The organism is Burkholderia crassaminum, from assembly GCF_964265005.1.
Taxonomy (GTDB): Bacteria; Pseudomonadota; Gammaproteobacteria; order Burkholderiales; family Burkholderiaceae; genus Burkholderia.
The window spans coordinates 1,104,986-1,126,815 of sequence record NZ_OZ183800.1 but is presented as its reverse complement, the minus strand read 5'-3'; the positions used below and the strand labels follow the sequence as shown (position 1 = coordinate 1,126,815).

The window sequence follows — 21,830 nt, the reverse complement described above, 5'->3', positions numbered from 1 at the left end:
GCGGCAGGCGGCAGGCGGCAGGCGGCAGGCGGCAGACAAGAATGCCCCAGCCTGCCGCGCCGCCGTACCCGGACTACTACTGCCCCGCTTGCGCGAGCGGGCCTTGCGAACCCTGCGCCGTTCCCGACGGCCAGCCGCCCGCAAGCGCCTTGTACAGCGCCACCGTCGACGCCGCACTGCGCATCTGCCCGTCGGCCGCCGCATCTTGCGCCTGCAGCAACGTGCGTTGCGCGTCGAGCACCTCGTAATAGTCGATCGCGCCCGCCGAAAACCGCGCCTGCGCCAGTTGCGCGGCACGCGCGCTGTCGGTCGCGGCCCGCACGAGATGGTCCGTCTCGTCACGCGTGCGTGCCGCGCGCAGCAGCGCGTTCTCCGTTTCCTCCAGCGCCCCGAGCACGGTCTGTCGGTACTGTGCGAGCTGCCCGGCCGCTTCCGCGTCGCTCGCGGCAATCCGCGCACGCACGCGGCCGACGTCGAGGAACGACCAGTCGATGCCGAGCGCGATCAGGTTCGTGTCGCTGCCCGCGCGGAAGAACCCGTAGCTGCTCGTCGCGCTGCCGAGCAGGCCCGACAGCGTGAAGCGCGGGAACAGGTCCGCCGTCGCGACGCCGACGCGCGCGGTCGCCGCGTGCAGCCGTGCCTCGGCGGCCGCGACGTCGGGCCGCCGCCGCAGCAGGTCGCCCGGCGTGCCGGGATCGATGTCGGCTGCCAGCACCGGCAGCGGCACGGGCGTGCCCGCCGGCGCGGCTGCCTTCGGGAGATCGAAGCGGCCGATCAGCGCATCCGGCGTCTGCCCGGTCAGCACCGCGAGCCGGTGCTCGTCGACGCCGATCGCCGCTTCGTACACCGCGATCCGAGAGGTCGTCGATTCGTACTGCGCGCGCGCCCGCGCCGCATCGAGTTCGGAGCCGCGCCCCGCGCCGACGCGCGCATTGATCAGCGCGAGCGTCTGCTTCTGGTTGTCGGCGTTCTCGCGCGCGATCCGCAGCCGCTCCTGCGAGCCGCGCAGATCGACGTACGTGCTCGCCACCTCGCCGGCGATCGCAACGCGCACCGCGCGCACGTCCGCCGCGCTGGCAGCCGTTTCCGCACGCTGCGACTCGATCGAACGACGCACGCGGCCGAACAGGTCGAGCTCCCACGCCGCATTGATCCCGACGCTGGACGTCGGCGTATCGCGCTGGCTGCGCGGCGCACCGAACGCCTGGTCCTTGCTCATCAGCTGATGGCCGATCGTCCCGCTCGCGGTGATCGTCGGGTAGCGGTCGAACGTGGCCTGCGACAGCAGCGCATTCGATGCGTCGTAGCGCGACACGGCGACCTGCAGGTCCTGGTTCGCCGCGAGTGCCGTGTCGATCAGCTGCGTCAGTTGCGGATCGCCGAAACCGCGCCAGAACGCGGCATCGGCCGACGCGTCGGGCGGCGTATCCCGCGTCGTACCGGACGGCGACGCATCGCGCTGCGCTGCCGGATGCGCATCGCGGGCGAACCGCGCGGTCGTAGCCGTGTCGGGCCGCTTGAAATCGGGGCCGACCGCGCATGCGGCGAGCGTCACCGACATCGCGAGCGCGGAAAGACGGAAAGCGGCGCTCATCGGTTTTCTCCTTCGAGGGTGCCGTGGTGTTCGCTCCACACGGCCGGCGTGCCGCCCGCGAGCTTGCGGATCGCCACATAAAACACAGGCGTCAGGAACAGCCCGAACAGCGTGACGCCCAGCATCCCCGCGAACACGGTGATGCCGGTTGCCGCCCGCACTTCGCTGCCCGCGCCGCCGCCGATCAGGAGCGGCACCGAACCCGCGATGAACGCGACCGACGTCATCACGATCGGACGCAGCCGCAGCTTGCACGCTTCCAGCGCGGACTCGATCACGCCCTTGCCCTGGATTTCCAGCTCGCGCGCGAACTCGACGATCAGGATCGCGTTCTTGCACGCCAACCCCATCAGCACGACGAGACCGACCTGCACGAACACGTTGTTGTCGCCTCCCGACAGCCACACACCGAACAGTGCCGCACAGATGCACACGGGCACGATCAGGATCACCGCGAGCGGCAGCGTCCAGCTCTCGTACAGCGACGCGAGCACGAGGAACACGAGCATCACCGCGAGCGGGAACACGACGATCGCCGCGTTGCTCTGCGTGACCTGCTGGTAGCTGAGATCGGTCCACTCGAGCACGATCCCCGGCGGCAGCACTTCCTTCGCGATCTGCTGCAGCTTCTCGATCGCCTGCGACGACGACATCACCTTCGGATCGGCGTCGCCGATCAGGTTGGCGGCCGGATAGCCGTTGTAGCGGACGACCGGGTCGGGCCCATACGCGGGCACCACCGTCACCATCGAGCCGATCGGCACCATCTCGCCCTTCGCGTTGCGCGTGCGCAGGTTCGCGATGTCGGCGGCCGTCTGCCGGTGGCCGGCATCCGCCTGCGCCATCACGCGATACACGCGGCCGAACAAGTTGAAGTCGTTCACGTACATCGAGCCGAGATAGACCTGCAGTGTGCTGAACAGGTCGGTCAGCGCGACGCCCTGCGCCTTCGCCTTCAACCGGTCAACCTTCACCTCGAGCTGCGGGATGTTCGCCTGGTACGAGCTGACGGGGTAGCTCATCCCCGGCGTCTTCGCGACCGCGGCCTGGAACGCGGTGAGCGCGTTCTGCAATGCGCCATAGCCGAGCCCGCCGCGATCCTCCAGGTACAGCGAATACCCCGAGCCGTTGCCGAGGCCCTGGATCGGCGGCGGCATCAGCGCATAGGTAATGCCGCCGCCGATGGCCGCGAAGCGCGCGTTCAGGTCCGCGTTGATCTGCGCCGCGCTGCGGTGGCGCTGGTCGAACGGCTTCAGGATCACGTACGAGTTCGTGATGTTCGGCGTGTTCACGCCCTGCAGCGCATTCAGCCCGGCAAACGCCGGCACCATCTCGACACCGTCGGTGCCGAGCGCGATCTTCGTCATCTGCTCGGTCACCTCGCTGGTGCGCGCAAGCGACGCGCCTTCCGGCAGCTTCGCGCCCGCGAACAGGTACAGCTTGTCCTGCACCGGGATGAAGCCGCCCGGCACCGCATTGAGCAGCAGCGCGGTCGCCCCGAGCAGCGCCGCATAGACCGCGAACACCACCCCGCGCCGCTTCAGCGTGCGCGAGACGACGCCGTGATAACGATCGGAACTGCGGTCGAAGAAGCGGTTGAACGGATGGAACAGCCAGCCGAACGCGCGGTCGAGCCCGCGCGTGAGCGCATCCTTCGGCGCGTCGTGCGGACGCAGCAGCTTCGCGGCAAGCGCGGGCGACAGCGTCAGCGAGTTGATCGCGGAGATCACCGTCGAGATCGCGATCGTCACCGCGAACTGCCGGTAGAACTGCCCCGTGACGCCCGACATGAATGCCATCGGCACGAACACCGCGCACAGCACGAGCGCGATCGCGACGATCGGCCCCGACACCTCGCGCATCGCCTGGTGCGCGGCGTCGCGCGGGCTCAAGCCCTGCGCGATGTTGCGCTCGACGTTCTCGACGACCACGATCGCATCGTCGACGACGATCCCGATCGCGAGCACAAGCCCGAACAGCGTCAGCGTGTTGATCGAATAGCCGAGCAGATAAAGCCACGCGAACGTGCCGACCACCGAGACGGGCACCGCGACGAGCGGAATGATCGAGGCGCGCCACGTCTGCAGGAACAGGATCACGACGAGCACGACCAGCACGACGGCCTCGATCAGCGTGTGCTGCACCGCGCGGATCGAATCGCGCACGAATACCGTCGGATCCCACACGGGACGGTACGCGACGCCGGGCGGAAAGTGCTTCGACAGTTCGTCGAACGTCGCGTACACGGCCTTCGCGACCTCGAGCGCGTTCGCGCCCGGCGACAGGAAGATGCCGACCACGGCCGATTGCTTGTCGTTGAAATACGAGCGCAGCGTGTAGTCGCCCGCGCCGAGCTCGACACGCGCGACGTCGGACAGCTTCACGACCTGGCCGTCGTCGCCGTTGCGCAGCACGATGTCGCCGAACTCCTGTGCCGTGCGCAGCCGGCCGCGCACGTTGATCGACAGGAGGAAGTCGTTTTTCTTCGGCGTCGGCTCCGCGCCGAGCTGGCCGGCCGACACCTGCACGTTCTGCTCGCGCACGGCGGCAATCACGTCGCTCGCGGTCAGCCCGCGCGACGCGAGCCGGTTCGGGTCGAGCCACAGCCGCATCGCGTAGTCGCCGGCGCCGGACAATCCGACGTCACCGACACCGGTCAGCCGCGACAGCTCGTCCTTCACATGCAGCGTCAGGTAGTTGCGCAGGTACAGCGAATCGCGGCTGTTGTCCGGCGAGTAGAGGCTCACGTACATCAGCGGCGTCGGCGACTGCTTCTGCGTGGTCACGCCGTACTGGCGCACCTCGTCGGGCAGGCGCGACAGCGCCTGGCTCACGCGGTTCTGCACGCGCACGGCGGCCGTGTCGGGATCGACGCCCTGCAGGAACGTGACGACGACCTGCAGGCTGCCGTCCGAACCGGCGACCGACTTCATGTACATGATGCCTTCGACGCCGTTGATCGCCTCTTCCAGCGGTTCGGCGACCGATTCGGCGATTTCCTTCGGGTTCGCACCCGGGTACGTCGCACGCACGACGACGCTCGGCGGCACGACTTCCGGGTATTCGCCGGCGGGCAGCATCGGAATCGAGATCAGGCCGATCGCGAAGATGACGATCGACAGCACGACCGCGAAGATCGGCCGGTCGATGAAGAATCGGGAGAAATCCATTACATGTCTCCCGTCACTGCACGGCCGGCGCGCCGGCATCGGCGACAGCCTGCGTGCCGTTGCTCGACCCGTTGCTCGGCCCGTTGCCCGCGCCATTGCCGGCACCGGCGTCGGCGCGCGCGGGCAACGCCTTCGGCTTCACCTGCGCGCCCGGATAGTAAATCCGCTGCATGCCGTCGACGACCACGCGGTCGCCCGCCTGGATCCCCTTCTCGATGATCCGCTCGCCGTCCAGCCCGCGGCCGATCGTCACGTCACGGCGCAGCGCCTTGTCGCCGGGTCCGATCACATACACGTACTTGCGGTCCTGGTCGGTGAGCACGGCCTTGTCGTCGACGAGCAGCGCATCCTGGTCGCGGCCGCTGATGAGCTGCACGCGCGCATACAGGCCCGGCGTAAACGTATGGTCCGCATTCGGCAGCCGCACGCGCGCGCGGATCGTGCCCGTCTGCGGGTCGAGCCGGTTGTCGAGGAAATCGACGGTGCCCGCATGCGGGAAGCCCGTCTCGTTCGCGAGGCCCACGCGTACCGGATCGGCGCCGATCGCGCGATGCTTCGGATCGGCACGCCGTGCGTTGTAGCGCAGGTAGCTCTGTTCGTCGCAGTCGAAATACACGTAGACGGGGTTCTGCGACACGACGGTCGTCAGCAGCGTGTCGTCCGCGCGCGCCAGGTTGCCCACGGTGGCGACCGCGCGGCCGACGCGACCCGCGATCGGTGCACGCACTTCGGTGAAACCGAGATTGAGCTTCGCGTCGGCGACGGCCGCGTCGGCCGCCTGCAGGTCCGCACGCGCCTGCTCGGCCGTGGCGCGCGCGTTGTCGAGTTCCTCTTGCGACGTCGCATGCGCGTCGATCAGCGTCTGCACGCGCTTGAGCTGCACGTTCGCGAGGCTCGCGGCCGCGCGGGCCCGCTGCAGCTGCGCGTTCGCGCGATCGAGTGCGATCCGGTACGGGCGCGGGTCGATCTCGAACAACAGCGCGCCCTGCGCGACCAGGTCACCCTCCTTGTAGGCGACGCGCTGCAGATAGCCGCTCACGCGCGGCCGCAGTTCGACTGCATCGACCGCTTCGACGCGTCCGTTGAATTCGTCCGCGAGGCGGATCGTGCGCGGCGCGATGGTGGCAACGCCGACTTCGGGAAGGGATGGGGCCGACGATGCGCCTTTGCCGTCGTGACAGCCCGACAACGCCAGCAGCAGGGCACAGGCCGCGCCCAAAGGCGACGTCCTGCGTAGGGATAAGGAGAGCATGATGCCTCGCGACGGGTTAAACTGGCGCGTAGCATAAAAGTTAAAGTTAACTTCAAGTCAAGCTTTCCCGGAGGAGCGTCATGGGTATCCAGGAAACGCCGCAATGGCCGCTGATGTCGATTCGCGAAGTGGCCTCGCGCAGCGGCGTGCCGGCGTCGACACTGCGGTTCTACGAGACGCGCGGGCTCATCAAGTCGCACCGCAACGGTTCGAGCCATCGCCACTATTCGCGCGCGGTGCTGCGGCTGATCGCGTTCATCGTGTTCGCGCAGAAGATCGGCTATTCGCTCGACGAGATCGCCGAGCAGCTCGTGAGCCTGCCCGAGGACACCGCGCCGAGCAACAAGGATTGGCAGCGGCTGTCGCGCGGCTGGAAGCAACGTGTCGCGAACCGGATCGAGGAGTTGCAGCGGCTCTACATCAACCTCGACGAATGCATCGGCTGCGGCTGCCTGTCGCTGAAGCGCTGCAAGCTGACGAACCCGGAGGACCGTGCGGGCCGCAACGGGCCCGGCGCGCGGCGCTGGCTCGGCGATGCGCCGCCCAAGGACCTCGAGTGACCGGCGGCCGGGCGTGGCGTGCGATGCCGCGCCCGGCCGCCGGTGCGGATGGCGTCACCCGACGCGCCAACCGCCGTTCACCGCGATCGTCGCGCCGGTGACGAACGACGCGCGCGGCCCGGCGAGCCACGCGACCGCGTCCGCGATGTCATCCGGATGCCCGGAGCGGCCGGCCGGCGTCTGCTCGCGGATCGTCGCCGCGATGGACGGCGCAACGCCGCCGTCGCCGAAGAAGCGTGTGTCGGCGATATAGCCTGGCGCGACCGTATTGACCGTTGCCCCGCGCGGCCCGAGTTCGCGCGCGAGCGCGACGGTGAACCCTTCGACGCCGGCCTTCGCCGCCGCGTACGCAAGGCCGCCCGGCAGCAGGCTGCCGGCGCGCGCCGCGATCGAGCCGATGTTGACGATCCGTGCGTCGTGCTCGGCCAGATGCGGCAGCACGGCCATGGTCGTCACGAACAGGCTTTTCAGGTTCGCGTCGAGCACGGTGTCCCACACGTCCTCGGCCTCGCCCGCCTCGGTATCCGCACCGACACGGCCGGTCAGCCCCGCGTTGTTGACCAGCACGTCCACGCAAGACCACTGCGCGACGATCGCGTCGACCGCCGCTTCCGCATCGCGCCGCACACTCAGGTCAGCCGCCTGCCCGATCGCCGCGCCGCCGAGACGCGTGACGGCCGCTTCCAGCCGCATCGCGTCGCGCCCGACGATCGCGACGCGATACCCTTCCTCCACCAGCCGTCGCGCAATCGCGAAGCCGATCCCGCTCGACCCGCCCGTGACGATCGCCGTTCGCTGCCGTTCGTTGCCCGCCATGACCTGCCCTCCTGACTATTGACGGTTGATGACAAGGCCATTCTGGGCAGCGCGAGGTGATAGGTAAAATACGAATTCGATGATCAACTGATACATGAAAGGTATCGCATGATCGATCTGCGGCAGTTCAGGCAATTCATCGCGGTTGCCGAGACGCTGAGCTTCCGGCGCGCGGCCGAGCGGCTGCACATGGCGCAGCCGCCGCTCAGTGCGGCGATCCGCAAGCTGGAGGACGAGCTGGGCGTGACGCTGCTCGAGCGCGACAACCGCGGCTCGGCGCTCACGCCGGCCGGCGAGGCGTTCCTGCTCGAAGCACGGCGCGCGCTCGAACAGGCCGAGCGCGCGGTGGCCGTGGCCCGCCGCGCAGGCGCCGGCCTCGGCGGCACGCTGAGGCTGCGCTTCGTCGACAGCACGGTCAACGCGCTGCTGCCACTGATCCTGCGCGCATTCCAGGAACGGTATCCGGGCGTCGATTTCCAGCTCGAGGAAGGCACGACCGCCGAACAGGTGCTCGCGCTGCGCCAGGACCGTACGGACGTCGGCCTCGTCGTGCTGCCGGTGGCCGATGCGGGCGACGTGCGCGTCGAGCCGCTGCTGCGCGACCGGATGGTCGCGGCGCTGCCCGACGGTCACCGGCTCGCGCGCCGCCGACGCATCGCGCTCGCCGAACTGGCGGACGAACCGTGGGTCATGTTCGCCGCGCACCACGGGCCCGGCATGCACGCGTTGATCGTGACGGCGTGCGCGCAGGCCGGCTTCGCGCCGCGCGTCGTCCAGCGGCCGCGCCAGATGCAGACGACGGCCGGGCTCGTCGCGGGCGGCATCGGCGTCGCGCTGATGCCGCGCCTGTTCGTGCCGATGCAACCACAAGGCATTACGTTCTGCGAACTGAAGGATGCGGGCAGCCCGCTCGCGTACGAACTGGCGATCGCGTACCGGACGCCATCGCCGCTCGTCGATGCGCTGCGCGAAACCGCGCAGCACGCGGTGCGCGAACTGGGGCTGGTTGCCGCGACGTGAGCGCGCGCGGTGCTCAGTCGCCGATGAGGTTGAACGCGACGGCGAGCACCGCTTGCCGGAACGCATCCTGCTGCGTGGGCAGCGACGTGAACTCCAGCATCATGTGACTGTACGACACCGTCGTGCCGACCGCGCTCGCGATCATGAAGAACAACACGTTCGGATCGACCGGGCGGATCGCGCCGGCCTCGACCGCCTCCGCCAGCAGCGGAAACATCGCATCGTGATACGGGCGCACGATCCGCTCCTGCAGCCGGTCGAGCCGCCCGCCCTCCTCGGTCGCCGCTGTCGAAAAAAACATGCCGATGTCCGGCTCCGCGAATTCGTGATCGACGCACAGCTCGAGCATGCGCCGCACGCGATCGCGATGGGGCAGCGACGACGTGCGCAAAGCACGCAGCGCATCGAACATCGGTTCGGCGATCTCGACGATCTGCTCGACGACGGCCAGCCACAACGTTTCCTTCGTACCGAAATGATGGGCGATCAGCGCCGCGTCGATGCCCAGCTCGCGCGCGACCTCGCGCACGCTCGTCGCGTCGTAGCCCCGCTTCGCGAACGTACGACGCGCGGCCCGCAATATCACGTCCGGACCGACGGACGCCCCGGCCAGCGGCCGCCCTCGCATACGCCGCTTGGCCGGCGCGCGCTCAGTGACTTCAGCCACGTTTCCCTGCTCTCCTTGAATGATTCGGATACCCCTGTTCCGGCCCCGCTTTAGCGCCGCCAAAACCATATGACCTGCCCGGTTCCGTTGACACGCGAAGCCGGGAAGCGCTAGGATCATACCTTATTCATCACGTGATGATTTATCCATGGCAACCCCTATACGCATCGTTATCGTCGGCGGCGGGATCGCCGGACTGCAGCTCGCCACCCGCCTGGGCGAGCGCCTCGGCCGGTCCGGGCGCGCACAGGTCACCGTCGTCGACCGCAGCCCGACCCACATCTGGAAACCAATGCTGCACACGATCGCGGCCGGTACACGCGACGTGCAACAGCAGCAGGTGATCTTCCTGGCCCATGCCCGCGATCACGGTTACACGTACCAGCCCGGCGAATTGAAAGGGCTCGATCGCGCGCGGCGCCGCCTGCAGCTCGGCGAGATTCGCTCGCAGGACGGCGAACTCGTGGTCGACGCCCGTGAACTCGAATACGACGTGCTGATCCTCGCGCTCGGCAGCCAGGCCAACGATTTCGGCACGCCGGGCGTACGCGAGCACTGCTATTTCATCGACAGCCAGCCGCAGGCCGAGTCCTTCAACGAAGCGTTGCGGATGCGCGTATTTCGCAGCATCGCGCGCGACGAGCCGTTCCGCGTCGCGATCGTCGGTGCGGGCGCGACGGGCGTCGAGCTTGCCGCGGAGCTGAGCCGCCTGCTGGAAGTGGCACAAGCCTATGGCGACGAAACGGTACGCGACCGGCTGCAACTCACGCTGCTCGAAAGCGGCCCGCGCATCCTCGCCGCATTTCCGCCAAAGATTTCCGCATCGGCACAGCAACGGCTCGAACAGATCGGCTTTCACGTGCTGACGTCGACCCGCGTCACGTCGGCCGACGCGAACGGCTTTCACTACGGCGACGGTTCGTTTGCGGAAGCGGACCTGATGGTCTGGGCGGCCGGTGTGAAGGCGCCCGATTTCATGCAGGCGCTCGGCGGGCTCGACACGAATCGCGCGAACCAGGTCGTCGTCGGCCCGACGCTGCAGGCAACCGGCGACGAGCACGTGTTTGCGATCGGCGATTGCGCGAGCCTGTTGCCCGACGGCCAGGAACGGCCGCTGCCGCCCACCGCGCAAGTCGCGACGCAGCAAGCCGAGCATCTCGCGAAGCACCTGCCCGCGTGGCTCGACGGCAAGCCGATGCCGCCGTTCGCGTTCCACGATTTCGGCGCGCTCGTGTCGATCAGCGACTACGACGCGTTCGGCACGCTCGGGCAGTTCGGGTTCTTTCGCGGCGGCTTCATCCAGGGGCGTTTCGCGCAGTTCAGCCACCTGATGCTCTACCGGCGGCACCAGCAGGCGCTGCACGGCTTCTCCAAGGCGACCCTGCTGTGGATCGCCGAACGGATCAACGGCTGCGTGCGGCCGCGCATCCGCCTGTCGTGATGCCGCGCGAAGCGGTGTCGCGTAACGTTTCGAGGAAAACTGACATGAACAACCGTATAGCGCCCTGGCTCGTGACTGTCGCCGCGATCGGCAGCTTCGACATGCCGTCCGTCTCGTGGGGCATGCCGCAGCGGCGCAGCGTCACACGCGACCGGCTGCCGTCGTGGAACGCGACGAGCAAGCCGGCCATCAGCGTACTCGAGCGGCCCACGGCCGACACCGTGATGATTTCATGGCGCGACGCATGCACCGGGCACTACGGTTATCAGAAGTGGCGGCTGTTCACCACGCGCAAGCGCGGTGTATGCGCGCTGTCGGGGCAACCGATCGAGATCGGCGACAGCGTCTATGCGCCGCAGTTGCTCGGCTCGACGCCGGGCAACGCCGCCGCGATGGTGCTGGCCGCGTGCATCGACGCGGCCCGCCCCGCCGAAGCGGCCTGAAGGCTCGGGATACCGCTTCAGGCCGTGGTGACGCGATCCGCCTCGCGGGCCGCCTCGTTCATCCGTGCTTCGGCTTCCTCATCCAGCCGCGCCGCATTCGCTTCGGCTTCCGCTTCCGGCATCAGCTCGCCTTCCCATTTCGCGACCACCGCGCTGGCGATCGAGTTGCCCACTGCGTTCGTGGCCGAACGGCCCATGTCGAGGAACGTATCAACGCCGAGAATCAGCAGCAGCCCGGCTTCCGGGATGTTGAACTGGTGCAGCGTCGCGGCGATCACGACGAGCGACGCGCGCGGCACGCCGGCCATCCCCTTCGACGTCAGCATCAGGATCAGCAGCATCGTGACCTGCGTGCCGAGCGACAGGTGAATGCCGTATGCCTGCGCGATGAACAGCGACGCGAACGTGCAGTACATCATCGAGCCGTCGAGGTTGAACGAATACCCCATCGGCATCACGAAGCTCGAGATCTTGCGGCGCACGCCGAAACGGTCGAGCGCATCGAGGATCTTCGGATACGCGGCTTCCGAGCTCGCGGTCGCGAACGACAGCATGAACGCTTCCTTGATCAGCACCAGCAGCTTGAACACGCGGCGGCCGAGGAACAGCAGCCCGGCGGCGACAAGCGTGCCCCACAGCAGGAACAGGCTCAGGTAGAAGTCGCCCATGAACACCGCGAACTTCAGCAGGATCGACAGGCCGTTGATCGCGACGGTCGACGCCATCGCCGCCAGCACCGCGAGCGGCGCGAGCTTCATCACGTAGCCGGTGATCCTGAGCATCACGTGCGCGAGCTGGTCGATTGCCGCGACGAGGATCTTGCCGCGTTCGCCGAGCGACGCGAGCGCCACGCCGAAGAACATCGAGAACACGACGATCTGCAGGATCTCGTTGTTCGCCATCGCCTCGGCGATCGACTTCGGCACCATGTGACCGACGAAATCCTTCAGCGTGAACTTGGACGTTGCCAGATGCGCGGACGCGCCGATATCCGGCAACGGCAACCCGAGGTTCTCGCCGGGTCGCAGCAGGTTCGCCATCAACAGGCCGAGCAGCAGCGAGATCAGCGACGCGGTGACGAACCAGCCGAGCGCCTTCACGAACACGCGTCCCACCGACGACGCGTCGCCCATGTGCGCGATCCCGACGACCAGCGTCGAGAACACCAGCGGGCCGATCACCATCTTGATCAGCCGCAGGAACACGTCGGACACCAGCGAGATGTAGCCGGCGATCTCCGCTGCGGACTGCTTGTCCGGCATCTGCGTGTAGATCATGTAGCCGATCAGGATGCCGGCCGCCATCGCGAGCAGGATCCAGCCTGCCGCGGACATTCGTTTGTTCATGACGGAATTCGATGCACGGGGAGAAGTTGAAGGATGAACGGCGCGCGTCCCGTGCCGTGCCAGGGAGCGCGCGTGGCGAGCCGGTCGTGCCCGGTGTATCGGGCACGGGCGCCGGCGCCGGTCAGGCTCGCGGATGTCCGCGAACCGACGTGCTGCCGCCGCAACGGCATTCGCGCGAGGGCGAACGCCTGCGGCAGCGATTCAGCATGATGCGATCGGGTCAGGTCAGTAACCGATTGCCGATCCGGCCGGACGACGCGGGTCGTTGTAGCCGTAGATGAAGCCGACACGTACGTTGCCGGACACGGACGAATCATTCCCGGAACTCTGGCGGCTCGCGGCTTCGGTGCCCGGCAGGCCGACCATGATCAGCTCGGCGGCGCCCCACGGCGTCTGCTCGACCATCTTGTAGCCCATGTTGCGCAGGATCGCGAGCGTGTCGGGCGACAGGCCGTAGGTTTCGTAATAGACCGCGTCAGGCAGCCACTGGTGGTGGATGCGCGGCGCGGTGACCGCGTCCTGCGGCGTCATCCCGTAGTCGATCACGTTCAGCACCGTCTGCAGCGTGATCGTGATGATGCGCGACCCGCCCGGCGAACCGACCACCATGAACACCTTGCCGTCCTTCTTCACGATGGTCGGCGCCATCGACGACAGCGGACGCTTGCCCGGCGCGATCGAGTTGCGCGTGCCCTGCACGAGACCGAACAGGTTCTGCGCGCCGACCTTCACGGTGAAGTCGTCCATCTCGTCGTTCAGGAAGAAGCCCGTGCCCGGCGCGATGACCACGGCGCCGAAGCGGCCGTTGACCGTGTAGGTCGTCGACACCGCGTTGCCGTCCTTGTCGATGATCGAATAGTGGGTCGTCTCCGGCTTCTCGTGCACGCCGACGCCCGGCTGCACGTCCACCGACGGCGTCGCCGTATCCGAATGGATGCTCTTGCGGATCTGCGCCGCGTATTCCTTGCTCGTCAGTTTCGCGACCGGGTTGTCGATGAAGTTCGGATCGCCGAGCAGCGTGTTGCGATCTTCGTATGCGTGGCGCATCGCTTCGGTCATGTAGTGAACCGCCGCGGCCGAATGGTAGCCGAGCTTGCGCAGGTCGTACCCTTCGAGGATGTTCAGCGTCTCGCACATCGTCACGCCGCCCGAGCTCGGCGGCGGCGCCGACACGAACTCGTAGCCGCGATACGTGCACGTCAGCGGCGCCATGTCCTGCGCACGATAGGACGCGAAATCGGCGGCCGTGATCACGCCGCCGCCGCGCTTGGCCGCCGCTTCGACAATCTTCGGGATCTCGCCGTGATAGAACGCGTCGGGCCCCTGCTCCGCGATGCGCTCGAGCGTGCGGGCCAGGTCCTTCTGCACGAGGCGATCGCCTGGCTGCAGCGGCGTGCCGTCCGGCCGCAGGAAGATGCGCGCCGCTTCCGGATCCTTCCTGAAGCGCTCGACCGTCGTGTCGAGGATGTCCGTATCGCCGCGCGTCAGCACGAAACCGTCGCGCGCGAGCCGGATCGCCGGCTCCATCACCTGCTTGCGCGTCAGCTTGCCGTACTTGCGCTGCGCGAGATCGAGGCCCGCAACCGTGCCCGGCACGCCGACCGCGCGATAGCCGTACAGGCTGTCGTCAGGGATGACGTTGCCCTTCTCGTCGAGGTACATGTTCGCGGAAGCCGCGGCCGGCGCGGTCTCGCGGAAATTGATGAAGCGATCGCGCCCGTCGGCCAGGTGGAGGGTCATGAAACCGCCGCCGCCGATGTTGCCGCAGCACGAATTGGTCACGGCCTGCGCATAGCCGACCGCCACCGCCGCATCCACCGCGTTGCCGCCTTCCTTCAGGATGTCGACGCCGATCTGCGACGCAAAGTGCTGCGACGACACGACCATGCCGTTCTTCGCTTCGACCGCCGGGTCCGACGCGGCGATCGCGCACACGCTCATCGCCGACAACAGGGTGAGTACTACGAGCCGCCTCATGACGGAATCCTCCAGACAAATAAACCGGGCCATGCCGGAATGCGACACCGCATCACCGCGTGTCGATGCGGCAATTTGCGATGTAATAAACCGTACATTCCAGTGAGGACGCGATCATATCACTCGGTTTTTTGCACCAAAACCTAGGGTTAATACTGAACAATGAACGAATATTCGCTGAATCGCTTCTTTATAAATGTTTGTTTTATTACATTAGTAGGCGAATCGGCCGACCGTGCGATGCGTCCCTCTAATTCCGGGGCGTGCGCGGCTCGCCGCACGTCAATCGGCTAACATGCGTGGGTTCGCCGGCAGACCCACGTCTGCCGTTTGTCATTCGGATTGAGAAAGCCGGAGTGCCCGATGGGGACAAGCATCAGGGCGTTGCTGTTATCCCAGATGGATAGCTTCACGCCGTCGGAACAGAAGGTCGCGCAGGCATTGCTGGATCGCTATCCCAGTCTCGGGCTGGGGCCCATCGCGCAGTTTGCGAAGCAGGCCGACGTGAGCGACCCGACCGTGTTTCGCTTCGTCGTCCGGATCGGGTTTCCCAACTATTCGTCGTTCCAGCAGGCGCTGTATGGCGAAATCGACACTGCGATGAATTCGCCGCTCGCGCGGATGGATGCGTTTCACTCGGCTTCGGGGCTACGCGACAGTCATGCGGCGATTTTCCAGCGGCTGTCGCAATCGCTGGCGACCACGATCGAAGGGCTCGATGCGGCGGCGTTCGACGCAGCGGTGGCGCTGCTGGCCGATCAGGACGTTCGTGTCTTCTGCGGTGGCGGGCGTTATACCGCGCCGCTCGCTTCGCTGTTTTCGTTCACGCTCGCGTACGCGCGGCCGAATGTTCAGTATGTCGAACCGAATGTGAACCTCGCGTCGGTCGCCCTGGCGGACATGGGGCCCGGCGACGTGCTCGTCATTTTCGATTTTCGCCGCTACCAGCGCGACAGCATCCGGTTCGCACAAGCCGCACATCAACTCGGCACGCGCGTGATGCTGATCACCGACGAATGGCACTCGCCGATCGGGGAATTTGCGGAGATCGTGCTGCGGATCCAGGGGCAGCCGTTCGCGATGCTGCAGACCAACGTGCCTGCGCTCGCGCTCGCCGAGGCGCTCGTGATCGGCGTGACGAACCGGCTGCCTGAGCTGGCGAGACAGCGGATGGAGAAGATCGAATCGCTTAATACCGGCGGAATCGAGCAGAACGCCAACAGCCGCGATTTGCCGGAGTGATGGGTGGCTGAATGGGTCAACGCACTTCAATCGTCTTCTATGACCGAACGGAACCAGGAGGGTACGCTTGACTTAGCTCCGACGGACGTTCCGTCCGGAGCCGTTCGCGATTCGATGTCCATCCCGGCCGGCCAAACCACGTCCGGCGCTAAGCGCATGGCGAGATTCATGCGGGGTGTATTTTCCCTGTTTGTGGAAAATGCTCCAGTCTCCTTCAGAATATCGGCACCATAAACCATATAGGCCTCACACAGATTCCAGAAATCCTCACTTACTCCTCCATTAAAAAAATCACACTTAATCAACGCATCAGGAATATTGCAGACGAAGATAATTTTGCTTGTCGCAGGCTTTACCGCAACTATCTCAATACCTTGGTGACCGCGAGCGGTTGACCAAGTCCTAACACGCAACTGGTCCCACGCATAACCACGTGCGGTGACTCTGCTGCGACGCGGCGCGCACGGACGATCCTTGTAGTAGTAGAAGTAAACTTTTCCACGCGCCCGATTGAAGCGAATCGGCTGGTCTTTCGGCTTATGGCGAATGCGATAGGCTTCCCCATACACGCCCCAAGCCGCGAAAATTGAAAATGCGGAAAACAAAAAAATATTCCCGCATCGCCTGAAAAAATTGCAAATACGATCATCACCAACACAAATGGGGCAGTAACGACATATGCACACAGCTCAATCATTCGCCTGATGGGCGTCGCGAACGACACCTCCATGTACACGTCATCCAGATGCGTGATCTTCAGGGATCGGATCGCGTCGCACTCATCCACCTCCAGTGACGGGATCGATGCGTTGTCATCCAGTTGCGTGTTCAGTTCAAGTCTTTCCATCTTCGTCAAGTCACCCCGTATATAAAGGCACTCAAGCCACACCATCACCAGACAGCCGGTGAGAGTGGCATCTTTTGTCCATATGTTTGTCGCGTCATTTGGAGACGATCACTTCAACGCGACGGTTCCTGGCCCGTCCCAAAGCGGTATCGTTGTCCGCCAGCGAATCGGCATCCCCGCGCCCCTCCACGTTGATGTTCGGCACCGGTACGCCAGCCGCGACAAGAATCCGGGCAACATGTCGGGCACGCGCTTCGGACAGCGCCTGGTTGGAAACTTGACGTGCCGAATTGGCCGGCGCGCTGTCCGCAAATCCGTTCACCCGAACAACCGTGCCTTCGGTCATCGCGGCGATTTCCCGTCCGGCCGAGGCCACGACGGAAGCCCCCCAAGGGTCCACCGTCACACCGCCGGGCACAAACATGCCGCCAAAGCGAAGCGTCAAGGTATTGCGCGCAGGATCTCGGATCAGTTCGACATTCCCTGCTGCAACCTCGTCAAGGAGCCGCTGTTCCAGATTGCGAGCCAGCGAATCAAACGGCGACATGCGTTGCGCCTCTCTCGAACCGGCCCAATGGTTCACCACCGCATATCCCGCGGCACCCAACAGCAACGCAGTCGCTATACCGACAACAGCCCAAATGCGCGACGAGCGGCGCATAACCAAGGGACGCACCCACGGATCGACCGTCTGTCGCATTTGTCTGACCGGCTCCCTTACGTGGTTCATGCCCACCCCACCCGTCACAACCACGTCATGCACGCGCTCACGGATGACCTTCAAGCGCTTCTGTCCTTCACGCTCGAATCGGTAACGCCCGCGAAAGCCAAGATCGAGTATGTTTTGGTACAACTCGATCAGATCGAGGTTCTCCCGCGGGCTGCGTAACGCCTCACCGATCAGTTGAAAAACGCGGTCACCGCCCTGACGATCGTGCCCCATCGCGATAGCCAGCCCATTGACTTGCCATTCGACACCGGTTGCCTCTCCTTTTCCCCAACGCGCCTGCATCGCAGACTCGTCGAGCGCCGAGCACAGGCAATAGCTTGCGCTCCGGACATGCTCCGGTCGGAGGTCGAGTTCACCGCACAGCCGCGTAAATAGCCGGATTTCATGCTCCAGCCACCGTCGTCGCCGGGCAACCGAATCGGCATCGAGAATTTCGGGCCTATCGGCCAACGCGCCCAGCAGGACTCGCGCTGCTTCGAGCAGCGGATTGATCGACTGCTCCGCCATCTTGAGCCTTGCAGCGACAGATGGCGACGCAAAGCCCCGGTCTTGGCTTTGCAGATCGGCGGTTAAGAGACTCATCTTGATCGCCCCTCCTCGATTCAACGGGAAACGCTTCCGGTGTTTATCGGCAACATGCCCTGAGGCAATCCCGGCGGGGGGCCGCTATCCGGCAAATTGAACATCGCCATCGAGGTCGGGCACCGGAACGTCTTCAACACGTCGCTTGTCAACGGGTTCGCGACACTGCCAACGCTCGCGATGTCGAGCACCGCTTCACGACTGTCAAAACTGAACGCGACTCGTGTGCGACCCGGCGTGGCCGTTCCGACCACCTGGCCTTTCTGAAGCAGTCGCATCAATGCCCACGGACCGTCAGTCGAGATCGTGGACGTGTCCGGCCGGATGCGCGGGCTGGCCGTGATCTCGGCGTGGACGCCGCCGCGCGGCCCTGGCCACGTAATCGTGAAGGGTGCGACCGGACCATGCTGGTAAAGCGTCGTCTGCCCGTCTATGTCGAGCGAGAGGCTCATGATCGTCGGCGCGAGTTCCGGAACCCGGATGTCGGCCTTCCACGTCATCTGCTTGTGGCCAGGATCGCTGAAGAAAGTGTCGCGAATCGCCTTCGCATGCTCGAATGGTTCGAGGTTCGGCCCCTGCACGGGCTCCGTCGCGCCCGGCAGCGTTCGATAGCGCCATGGTTTTGCGGACGTATCGACAAACGGTGCCAGCGTCTTCACGAAGAAATCGTCGATCACACCGCCCTGTGCGAATACACGCGTGAAGTCGTCAATGCCGACGTCGCGCTTGCTGTCGAGCGAGAACGGGTAGTTTCCTTCGATCGTCAGTCGACAGGTGTCGCCGACCACCGCCTGCATCTGGCGCGACAACAGTTGACCAATCCCCTGATTGACCTCGCGCGACCCGTCGGCGGCGAGCTTGAGCAATATCGCGCGGAACGGCGCAGGCATCGTATCCGCGGCCATCTTGAGTTTCGCGGCCGTGTCGCTCGCCGGCGGCATGCTGTTGTTCGACAGCGCGTTATCGGCGACGGTAAGCACCGTGTAATAGTCGTTCAGCAGGTTGGCGATGCCGTCCAGTCCAGTCTTTTCAGCCGGTATGCCGGCCGATTGCGCATCAAGCTGCGCATCGACGTTTCCCGTTACGACCTCGCGCAACGCCGCGAAACGATTGTCGACGAGTTCCCGCTCGACGCGCTCCGATGCTCGAATTCCCAGCGCCTTGTCGGCTTTCTGATTCAGTTGGTCAGCGGCTTTTTGCAGCAGCGAACCGCTCGACGCAACCGATTGCTGCGTGAGCGTCGTCTCGCGCACCGCAGCGCGAGCAAGACGCGCGAGCGGCGAATCGGGCGCTGCAAAGCCGCGCAGTACGTTCAGATTGAACGCGAGACTCGTGCCGCTCACGGTCCGGATGTCGTTGAGAAAAGCCTCCCACTGCTGCGCGTACTCCATCAGGTATTCGCGGCGAACGGCGTCGGTCAACGCATCGTCCGCGCCGGCAGCGTTGCTTACAATCTCAGCCGTTTTTTTTTGAGCCTCGCCCAGGTACGAACGCCCCATCACCCACGCGTCGTCGTCGCGCGCGATCTGCACGAACTCGGGCAGCCGCTTGTCGAACAGATTCCGATAGCCGTCGAACGTGAAGAGCCCCGACACACCGCGCGACAACGGTGCGTCGCTCGCACGCGTGAACACCGTGCCGGCCTGCGGGCCGACCGCGCGCAGCAACGTAAACTCGTCGGGCGCCTCCTTGAGCATTGCCGCTTTCGCGCGCTGGTAAAGGCGGTCGGTGGCGTTGCTGCCATCGAGAAAGGCACGTGTCTGCTGTACCAGAGCGTCGTTACGGATCAGCGGAGACTGCACGACACGCTCCCCGGAGAAGAGCTGTTGCACGTGGTCGATCATCGACGCCCTTCCACCAAAAGCAGTAGCGCTGTCGGTCTTCGCCCAGTCGTCGAGCACCCATGCCTTGACGTCGCCTGCATTGAACTTCGCCTTGTCGTACAGCATCAGGTACACGCGAAGCGCATCGTAGGCGGCCTTTGGATCCTTGCTGGCAATTGCACCGGACATGATGTCTTCCAGACGATGCACGATCTGCGGCAGCAGCAGGTTGTCTTCAAGGGCATCGTAGGTGTGCCGACTTTCAGTGGCAATGTCCGCCGGCGTGTAGAGACCGTAGCGCCATGCGCTGTCCGGATCGGACAGGTCGAGCCCCGGAAAAGTGGGCAGATAACGCGCCTCTGTCAGCGTGTCGGGCACGGCTTGCAATTTGGGCGTCTTGTACAACGCCGTGACGCGAGCGGTAAGCGCCTGCACCTTGCTGCCAATCGTGTGGAGATAGTCACTGTTGTTGCCGAAGCTCACGCGCAAACCAATCGCCAGCCACACGAACAACAGCAGCGCCAATGTGTGGCCTATCAGGCGCAAGAGCCGGTAGCGATATTCCCAACGCAGGTTGGGGCTCACGAGATGCGCCTCCGGGAACACGACACGGGTCAGGAGATCGTGCAGGAAGAACCCCTGGTTACCCTCGGCGCGCGCCGGTGCAACAGTGGCGTGATCCTGAGTCGACAGAAGACGTTGAACAACCGTATGGCGTTCCGTCACGATCTCGCTGCCCCGCTGCCGGGCGCTCGTGAAGTAGACGCCGCGCAACGTCGAGTGGAGTTGGGTATTGTCGTAGCGAGAGTCGAGGAATACCCGGTCGATCAGGTCGAGCAGCGGTCCGAGCAGCGCGGAAAACGCCTCAGGCATGGCGGCAAGCTTTCGCCGCTTGTTCAAATCGTACTCATCCTGCAGATGCGTATCGATCGAACCCGTCAATCGTTCCGCCAGTTGGGTAAGCTCATGGTGACAACGCGCACGCAGCCCTTCCTTCGCAACCGTTTCCTTGCCGTACGGAAGCGTGAAGCCCCATGCCTGCGCTCGCCCCTCGGACGTGAGCGCCCCGAAATACTCGGCAAAGCCCGCGAGGCGGTCCAACTTCGTGACAATCACGTAAACGGGGAAGCGGATGCCCAGTTCCTCTCTCAGCTCGGCCAACCGTGCGCGCAATGCAGCGGCCTCAGCGACGCGCGCCTGTTCGTCCGCGCTCGCCAGCGTCGCAAGATCGACTGTCAGCAATGCGCCGTTGATCGGCGCGCGAGGGCGGTTCCGGCGCAATATACCGAGAAATCCGAGCCATTCCGCGCGATCGATCTCCTGTGGACGGTCGCGCACGTCGGCAGGATTCGGAACGACATCGACGCTCGATTTCGAGGCGGCGACCGCCTCCGATTGCCCGGAGGCGCCCTGCTGCGTGCCTTCGGAAGAGCGCTCCGTGCTCGTCGGCGCGTTGGCAGCATCCTTGCCGGATACATCGGTAGTCGGCTTGTTCGGTTCAGCGACGAGTGCATCGGCGCCCCCGACCATCGATGTACGATGGCGCGTGTAGTAGCCGGTCGTGTCGATCAGCACTGCATCGTTCGTCAGCCACCAGTCCACTGCGGCAGCATCGCTGGCAGGCTTCCCGGCAGCGCGTTGCATCTGCTCGGCAACGGGAAACGCCAGCCCACCGTTCGTCAATATGCTGGTCTTGCCGGACCCATGCGAACCGAGCGTGATGTACCAGGGCAACTCGTACAAATAGCGCTTGCCCTGGAACAGCTTGCCGAGGCCGCGTGCGCCGGTGCGCATCGATTTCAGGCGCGCTAGCGCACTCGTCACGCTCCCTTCGACTTTCCGAAGACGGGAAGCTGCAAGCGGATTCTCCTTCTTGCGATCCAGACGCAGCATCTTTTTCATGAACGCATCGTCTTCGCGCATTTTCTGCCAAAGTCGGAACATTCCGACGAGGACAAAAACGGCCGCCACCAGTGCGATCGCGGTGAGCCGGGTCGACGCCGGGTCGAATGGAGCCATATGACCCAGCGAAAGCAGCGGCCCCGCGTACCAGATCAGCAAGCAAAGCATTGCGGCAAACACGATGCTGATCGACCATCCCACGAGCCAGAGCAGCACGCCGGCGAGCAACAACGCGATCAGCAGCACGCGCATGCCGGCCCCGGCGAGCGGCTTGAGCCCGCCGAATGCGAAAAACGGACCGACGAACCAGATCACCAGTGCGACGACAACCAGTGCGAGGAACGCGAGGAACTGGCGCGAGGCCAGAAACGACAGGAACTGGAACTTCTTCATGTGTTATTCCGGAAACGGATCTGGC

At 65.2% G+C, this 21,830-nt stretch carries 15 protein-coding genes; 5 read left to right on the top strand and 10 right to left on the bottom strand.

Annotation, left to right across the window (positions count from 1 at the left end; genetic code table 11):
* Positions 1–76 precede the first annotated feature (76 nt).
* The 3 genes from ACPTTF_RS22175 to ACPTTF_RS22165 are packed head-to-tail and all read right to left on the bottom strand — an operon-like array spanning position 77 to position 6,016.
* Complete coding sequence (locus tag ACPTTF_RS22175) at positions 77–1,594, bottom strand: efflux transporter outer membrane subunit (protein WP_423368220.1); 1,518 nt, start codon at positions 1,592–1,594, stop codon at positions 77–79.
* Entirely contained in the window at positions 1,591–4,764 is a 3,174-nt protein-coding gene (locus ACPTTF_RS22170; protein WP_166951245.1) for an efflux RND transporter permease subunit, read from the bottom strand. The genes ACPTTF_RS22175 and ACPTTF_RS22170 overlap by 4 nt, the downstream gene beginning before the upstream one ends.
* Before the next feature lie 13 nt (positions 4,765–4,777).
* Positions 4,778–6,016, bottom strand: a complete 1,239-nt coding sequence (locus ACPTTF_RS22165) for an efflux RND transporter periplasmic adaptor subunit (protein ID WP_423368219.1) — start codon at positions 6,014–6,016, stop codon at positions 4,778–4,780.
* An 80-nt stretch (positions 6,017–6,096) separates the two neighbouring features.
* Between ACPTTF_RS22165 and soxR the strand changes: the two genes are divergently transcribed.
* The gene (gene soxR, locus ACPTTF_RS22160) at positions 6,097–6,576 is read left to right on the top strand and encodes a redox-sensitive transcriptional activator SoxR (protein WP_423368218.1); all 480 of its coding nucleotides are present in this window, start codon (positions 6,097–6,099) and stop codon (positions 6,574–6,576) included.
* A gap of 54 nt (positions 6,577–6,630) precedes the next feature.
* On the opposite strand, the gene ACPTTF_RS22155 is transcribed toward soxR, so the two are convergent.
* Positions 6,631–7,392: an SDR family NAD(P)-dependent oxidoreductase gene (locus ACPTTF_RS22155; protein WP_423368216.1), complete on the bottom strand. Its 762-nt coding sequence runs from the start codon at positions 7,390–7,392 to the stop codon at positions 6,631–6,633.
* Between the two features lie 108 nt (positions 7,393–7,500).
* Here ACPTTF_RS22155 and ACPTTF_RS22150 point away from each other — a divergent pair, with 108 nt between their 5' ends.
* Positions 7,501–8,412 (top strand): LysR family transcriptional regulator, encoded by a 912-nt coding sequence (locus ACPTTF_RS22150; protein WP_423368215.1) that lies wholly within the window; start codon positions 7,501–7,503, stop codon positions 8,410–8,412.
* Between the two features lie 13 nt (positions 8,413–8,425).
* On the opposite strand, the gene ACPTTF_RS22145 is transcribed toward ACPTTF_RS22150, so the two are convergent.
* Complete coding sequence (locus ACPTTF_RS22145; protein WP_423369856.1) at positions 8,426–9,079, bottom strand: TetR/AcrR family transcriptional regulator; 654 nt, start codon at positions 9,077–9,079, stop codon at positions 8,426–8,428.
* 148 nt (positions 9,080–9,227) lie between these two features.
* Between ACPTTF_RS22145 and ACPTTF_RS22140 the strand changes: the two genes are divergently transcribed.
* Both ACPTTF_RS22140 and ACPTTF_RS22135 read left to right on the top strand, forming a co-directional pair.
* Entirely contained in the window at positions 9,228–10,520 is a 1,293-nt protein-coding gene (locus ACPTTF_RS22140; protein WP_423368213.1) for an NAD(P)/FAD-dependent oxidoreductase, read from the top strand.
* A gap of 44 nt (positions 10,521–10,564) precedes the next feature.
* Positions 10,565–10,963 (top strand): DUF3331 domain-containing protein, encoded by a 399-nt coding sequence (locus ACPTTF_RS22135; protein WP_423368212.1) that lies wholly within the window; start codon positions 10,565–10,567, stop codon positions 10,961–10,963.
* A gap of 17 nt (positions 10,964–10,980) precedes the next feature.
* Here ACPTTF_RS22135 and ACPTTF_RS22130 read toward each other — a convergent pair whose 3' ends face one another.
* Positions 10,981–12,309 (bottom strand): dicarboxylate/amino acid:cation symporter, encoded by a 1,329-nt coding sequence (locus ACPTTF_RS22130; RefSeq protein ID WP_423368210.1) that lies wholly within the window; start codon positions 12,307–12,309, stop codon positions 10,981–10,983.
* A gap of 225 nt (positions 12,310–12,534) precedes the next feature.
* Positions 12,535–14,286, bottom strand: a complete 1,752-nt coding sequence (gene ggt / locus ACPTTF_RS22125; RefSeq protein WP_423368208.1) for a gamma-glutamyltransferase — start codon at positions 14,284–14,286, stop codon at positions 12,535–12,537.
* 363 nt (positions 14,287–14,649) lie between these two features.
* Here ggt and ACPTTF_RS22120 point away from each other — a divergent pair, with 363 nt between their 5' ends.
* The gene (locus tag ACPTTF_RS22120; protein ID WP_423368207.1) at positions 14,650–15,528 is read left to right on the top strand and encodes a MurR/RpiR family transcriptional regulator; all 879 of its coding nucleotides are present in this window, start codon (positions 14,650–14,652) and stop codon (positions 15,526–15,528) included.
* A gap of 26 nt (positions 15,529–15,554) precedes the next feature.
* On the opposite strand, the gene ACPTTF_RS22115 is transcribed toward ACPTTF_RS22120, so the two are convergent.
* The 3 genes from ACPTTF_RS22115 to tssM form a co-directional block, all read right to left on the bottom strand.
* A complete protein-coding gene (locus ACPTTF_RS22115) occupies positions 15,555–16,133 on the bottom strand; it encodes a DUF6708 domain-containing protein (RefSeq protein ID WP_423368206.1) in 579 nt (192 codons plus the stop codon).
* Positions 16,134–16,469: 336 nt separating this feature from the next.
* The gene (gene icmH, locus ACPTTF_RS22110; RefSeq protein ID WP_423368204.1) at positions 16,470–17,687 is read right to left on the bottom strand and encodes a type IVB secretion system protein IcmH/DotU; all 1,218 of its coding nucleotides are present in this window, start codon (positions 17,685–17,687) and stop codon (positions 16,470–16,472) included.
* Between the two features lie 20 nt (positions 17,688–17,707).
* Positions 17,708–21,805, bottom strand: coding sequence for a type VI secretion system membrane subunit TssM (tssM, locus tag ACPTTF_RS22105; protein WP_423368202.1), 4,098 nt, complete (start codon positions 21,803–21,805; stop codon positions 17,708–17,710).
* Positions 21,806–21,830: the final 25 nt, after the last annotated feature.

What these genes read in the sequence shown, in the direction of transcription:
- ACPTTF_RS22175 (WP_423368220.1), bottom strand. Translation starts at nt 1,594, where the DNA reads ATGAGCGCCGCTTTCCGTCTTTCCGCGCTCGCGATGTCGGTGACGCTC.
- ACPTTF_RS22170 (WP_166951245.1), bottom strand. Translation starts at nt 4,764, where the DNA reads ATGGATTTCTCCCGATTCTTCATCGACCGGCCGATCTTCGCGGTCGTG.
- ACPTTF_RS22165 (WP_423368219.1), bottom strand. Translation starts at nt 6,016, where the DNA reads ATGCTCTCCTTATCCCTACGCAGGACGTCGCCTTTGGGCGCGGCCTGT.
- soxR (WP_423368218.1), top strand. Translation starts at nt 6,097, where the DNA reads ATGGGTATCCAGGAAACGCCGCAATGGCCGCTGATGTCGATTCGCGAA.
- ACPTTF_RS22155 (WP_423368216.1), bottom strand. Translation starts at nt 7,392, where the DNA reads ATGGCGGGCAACGAACGGCAGCGAACGGCGATCGTCACGGGCGGGTCG.
- ACPTTF_RS22150 (WP_423368215.1), top strand. Translation starts at nt 7,501, where the DNA reads ATGATCGATCTGCGGCAGTTCAGGCAATTCATCGCGGTTGCCGAGACG.
- ACPTTF_RS22140 (WP_423368213.1), top strand. Translation starts at nt 9,228, where the DNA reads ATGGCAACCCCTATACGCATCGTTATCGTCGGCGGCGGGATCGCCGGA.
- ACPTTF_RS22135 (WP_423368212.1), top strand. Translation starts at nt 10,565, where the DNA reads ATGAACAACCGTATAGCGCCCTGGCTCGTGACTGTCGCCGCGATCGGC.
- ACPTTF_RS22130 (WP_423368210.1), bottom strand. Translation starts at nt 12,309, where the DNA reads ATGAACAAACGAATGTCCGCGGCAGGCTGGATCCTGCTCGCGATGGCG.
- ggt (WP_423368208.1), bottom strand. Translation starts at nt 14,286, where the DNA reads ATGAGGCGGCTCGTAGTACTCACCCTGTTGTCGGCGATGAGCGTGTGC.
- ACPTTF_RS22120 (WP_423368207.1), top strand. Translation starts at nt 14,650, where the DNA reads ATGGGGACAAGCATCAGGGCGTTGCTGTTATCCCAGATGGATAGCTTC.
- icmH (WP_423368204.1), bottom strand. Translation starts at nt 17,687, where the DNA reads ATGAGTCTCTTAACCGCCGATCTGCAAAGCCAAGACCGGGGCTTTGCG.
- tssM (WP_423368202.1), bottom strand. Translation starts at nt 21,805, where the DNA reads ATGAAGAAGTTCCAGTTCCTGTCGTTTCTGGCCTCGCGCCAGTTCCTC.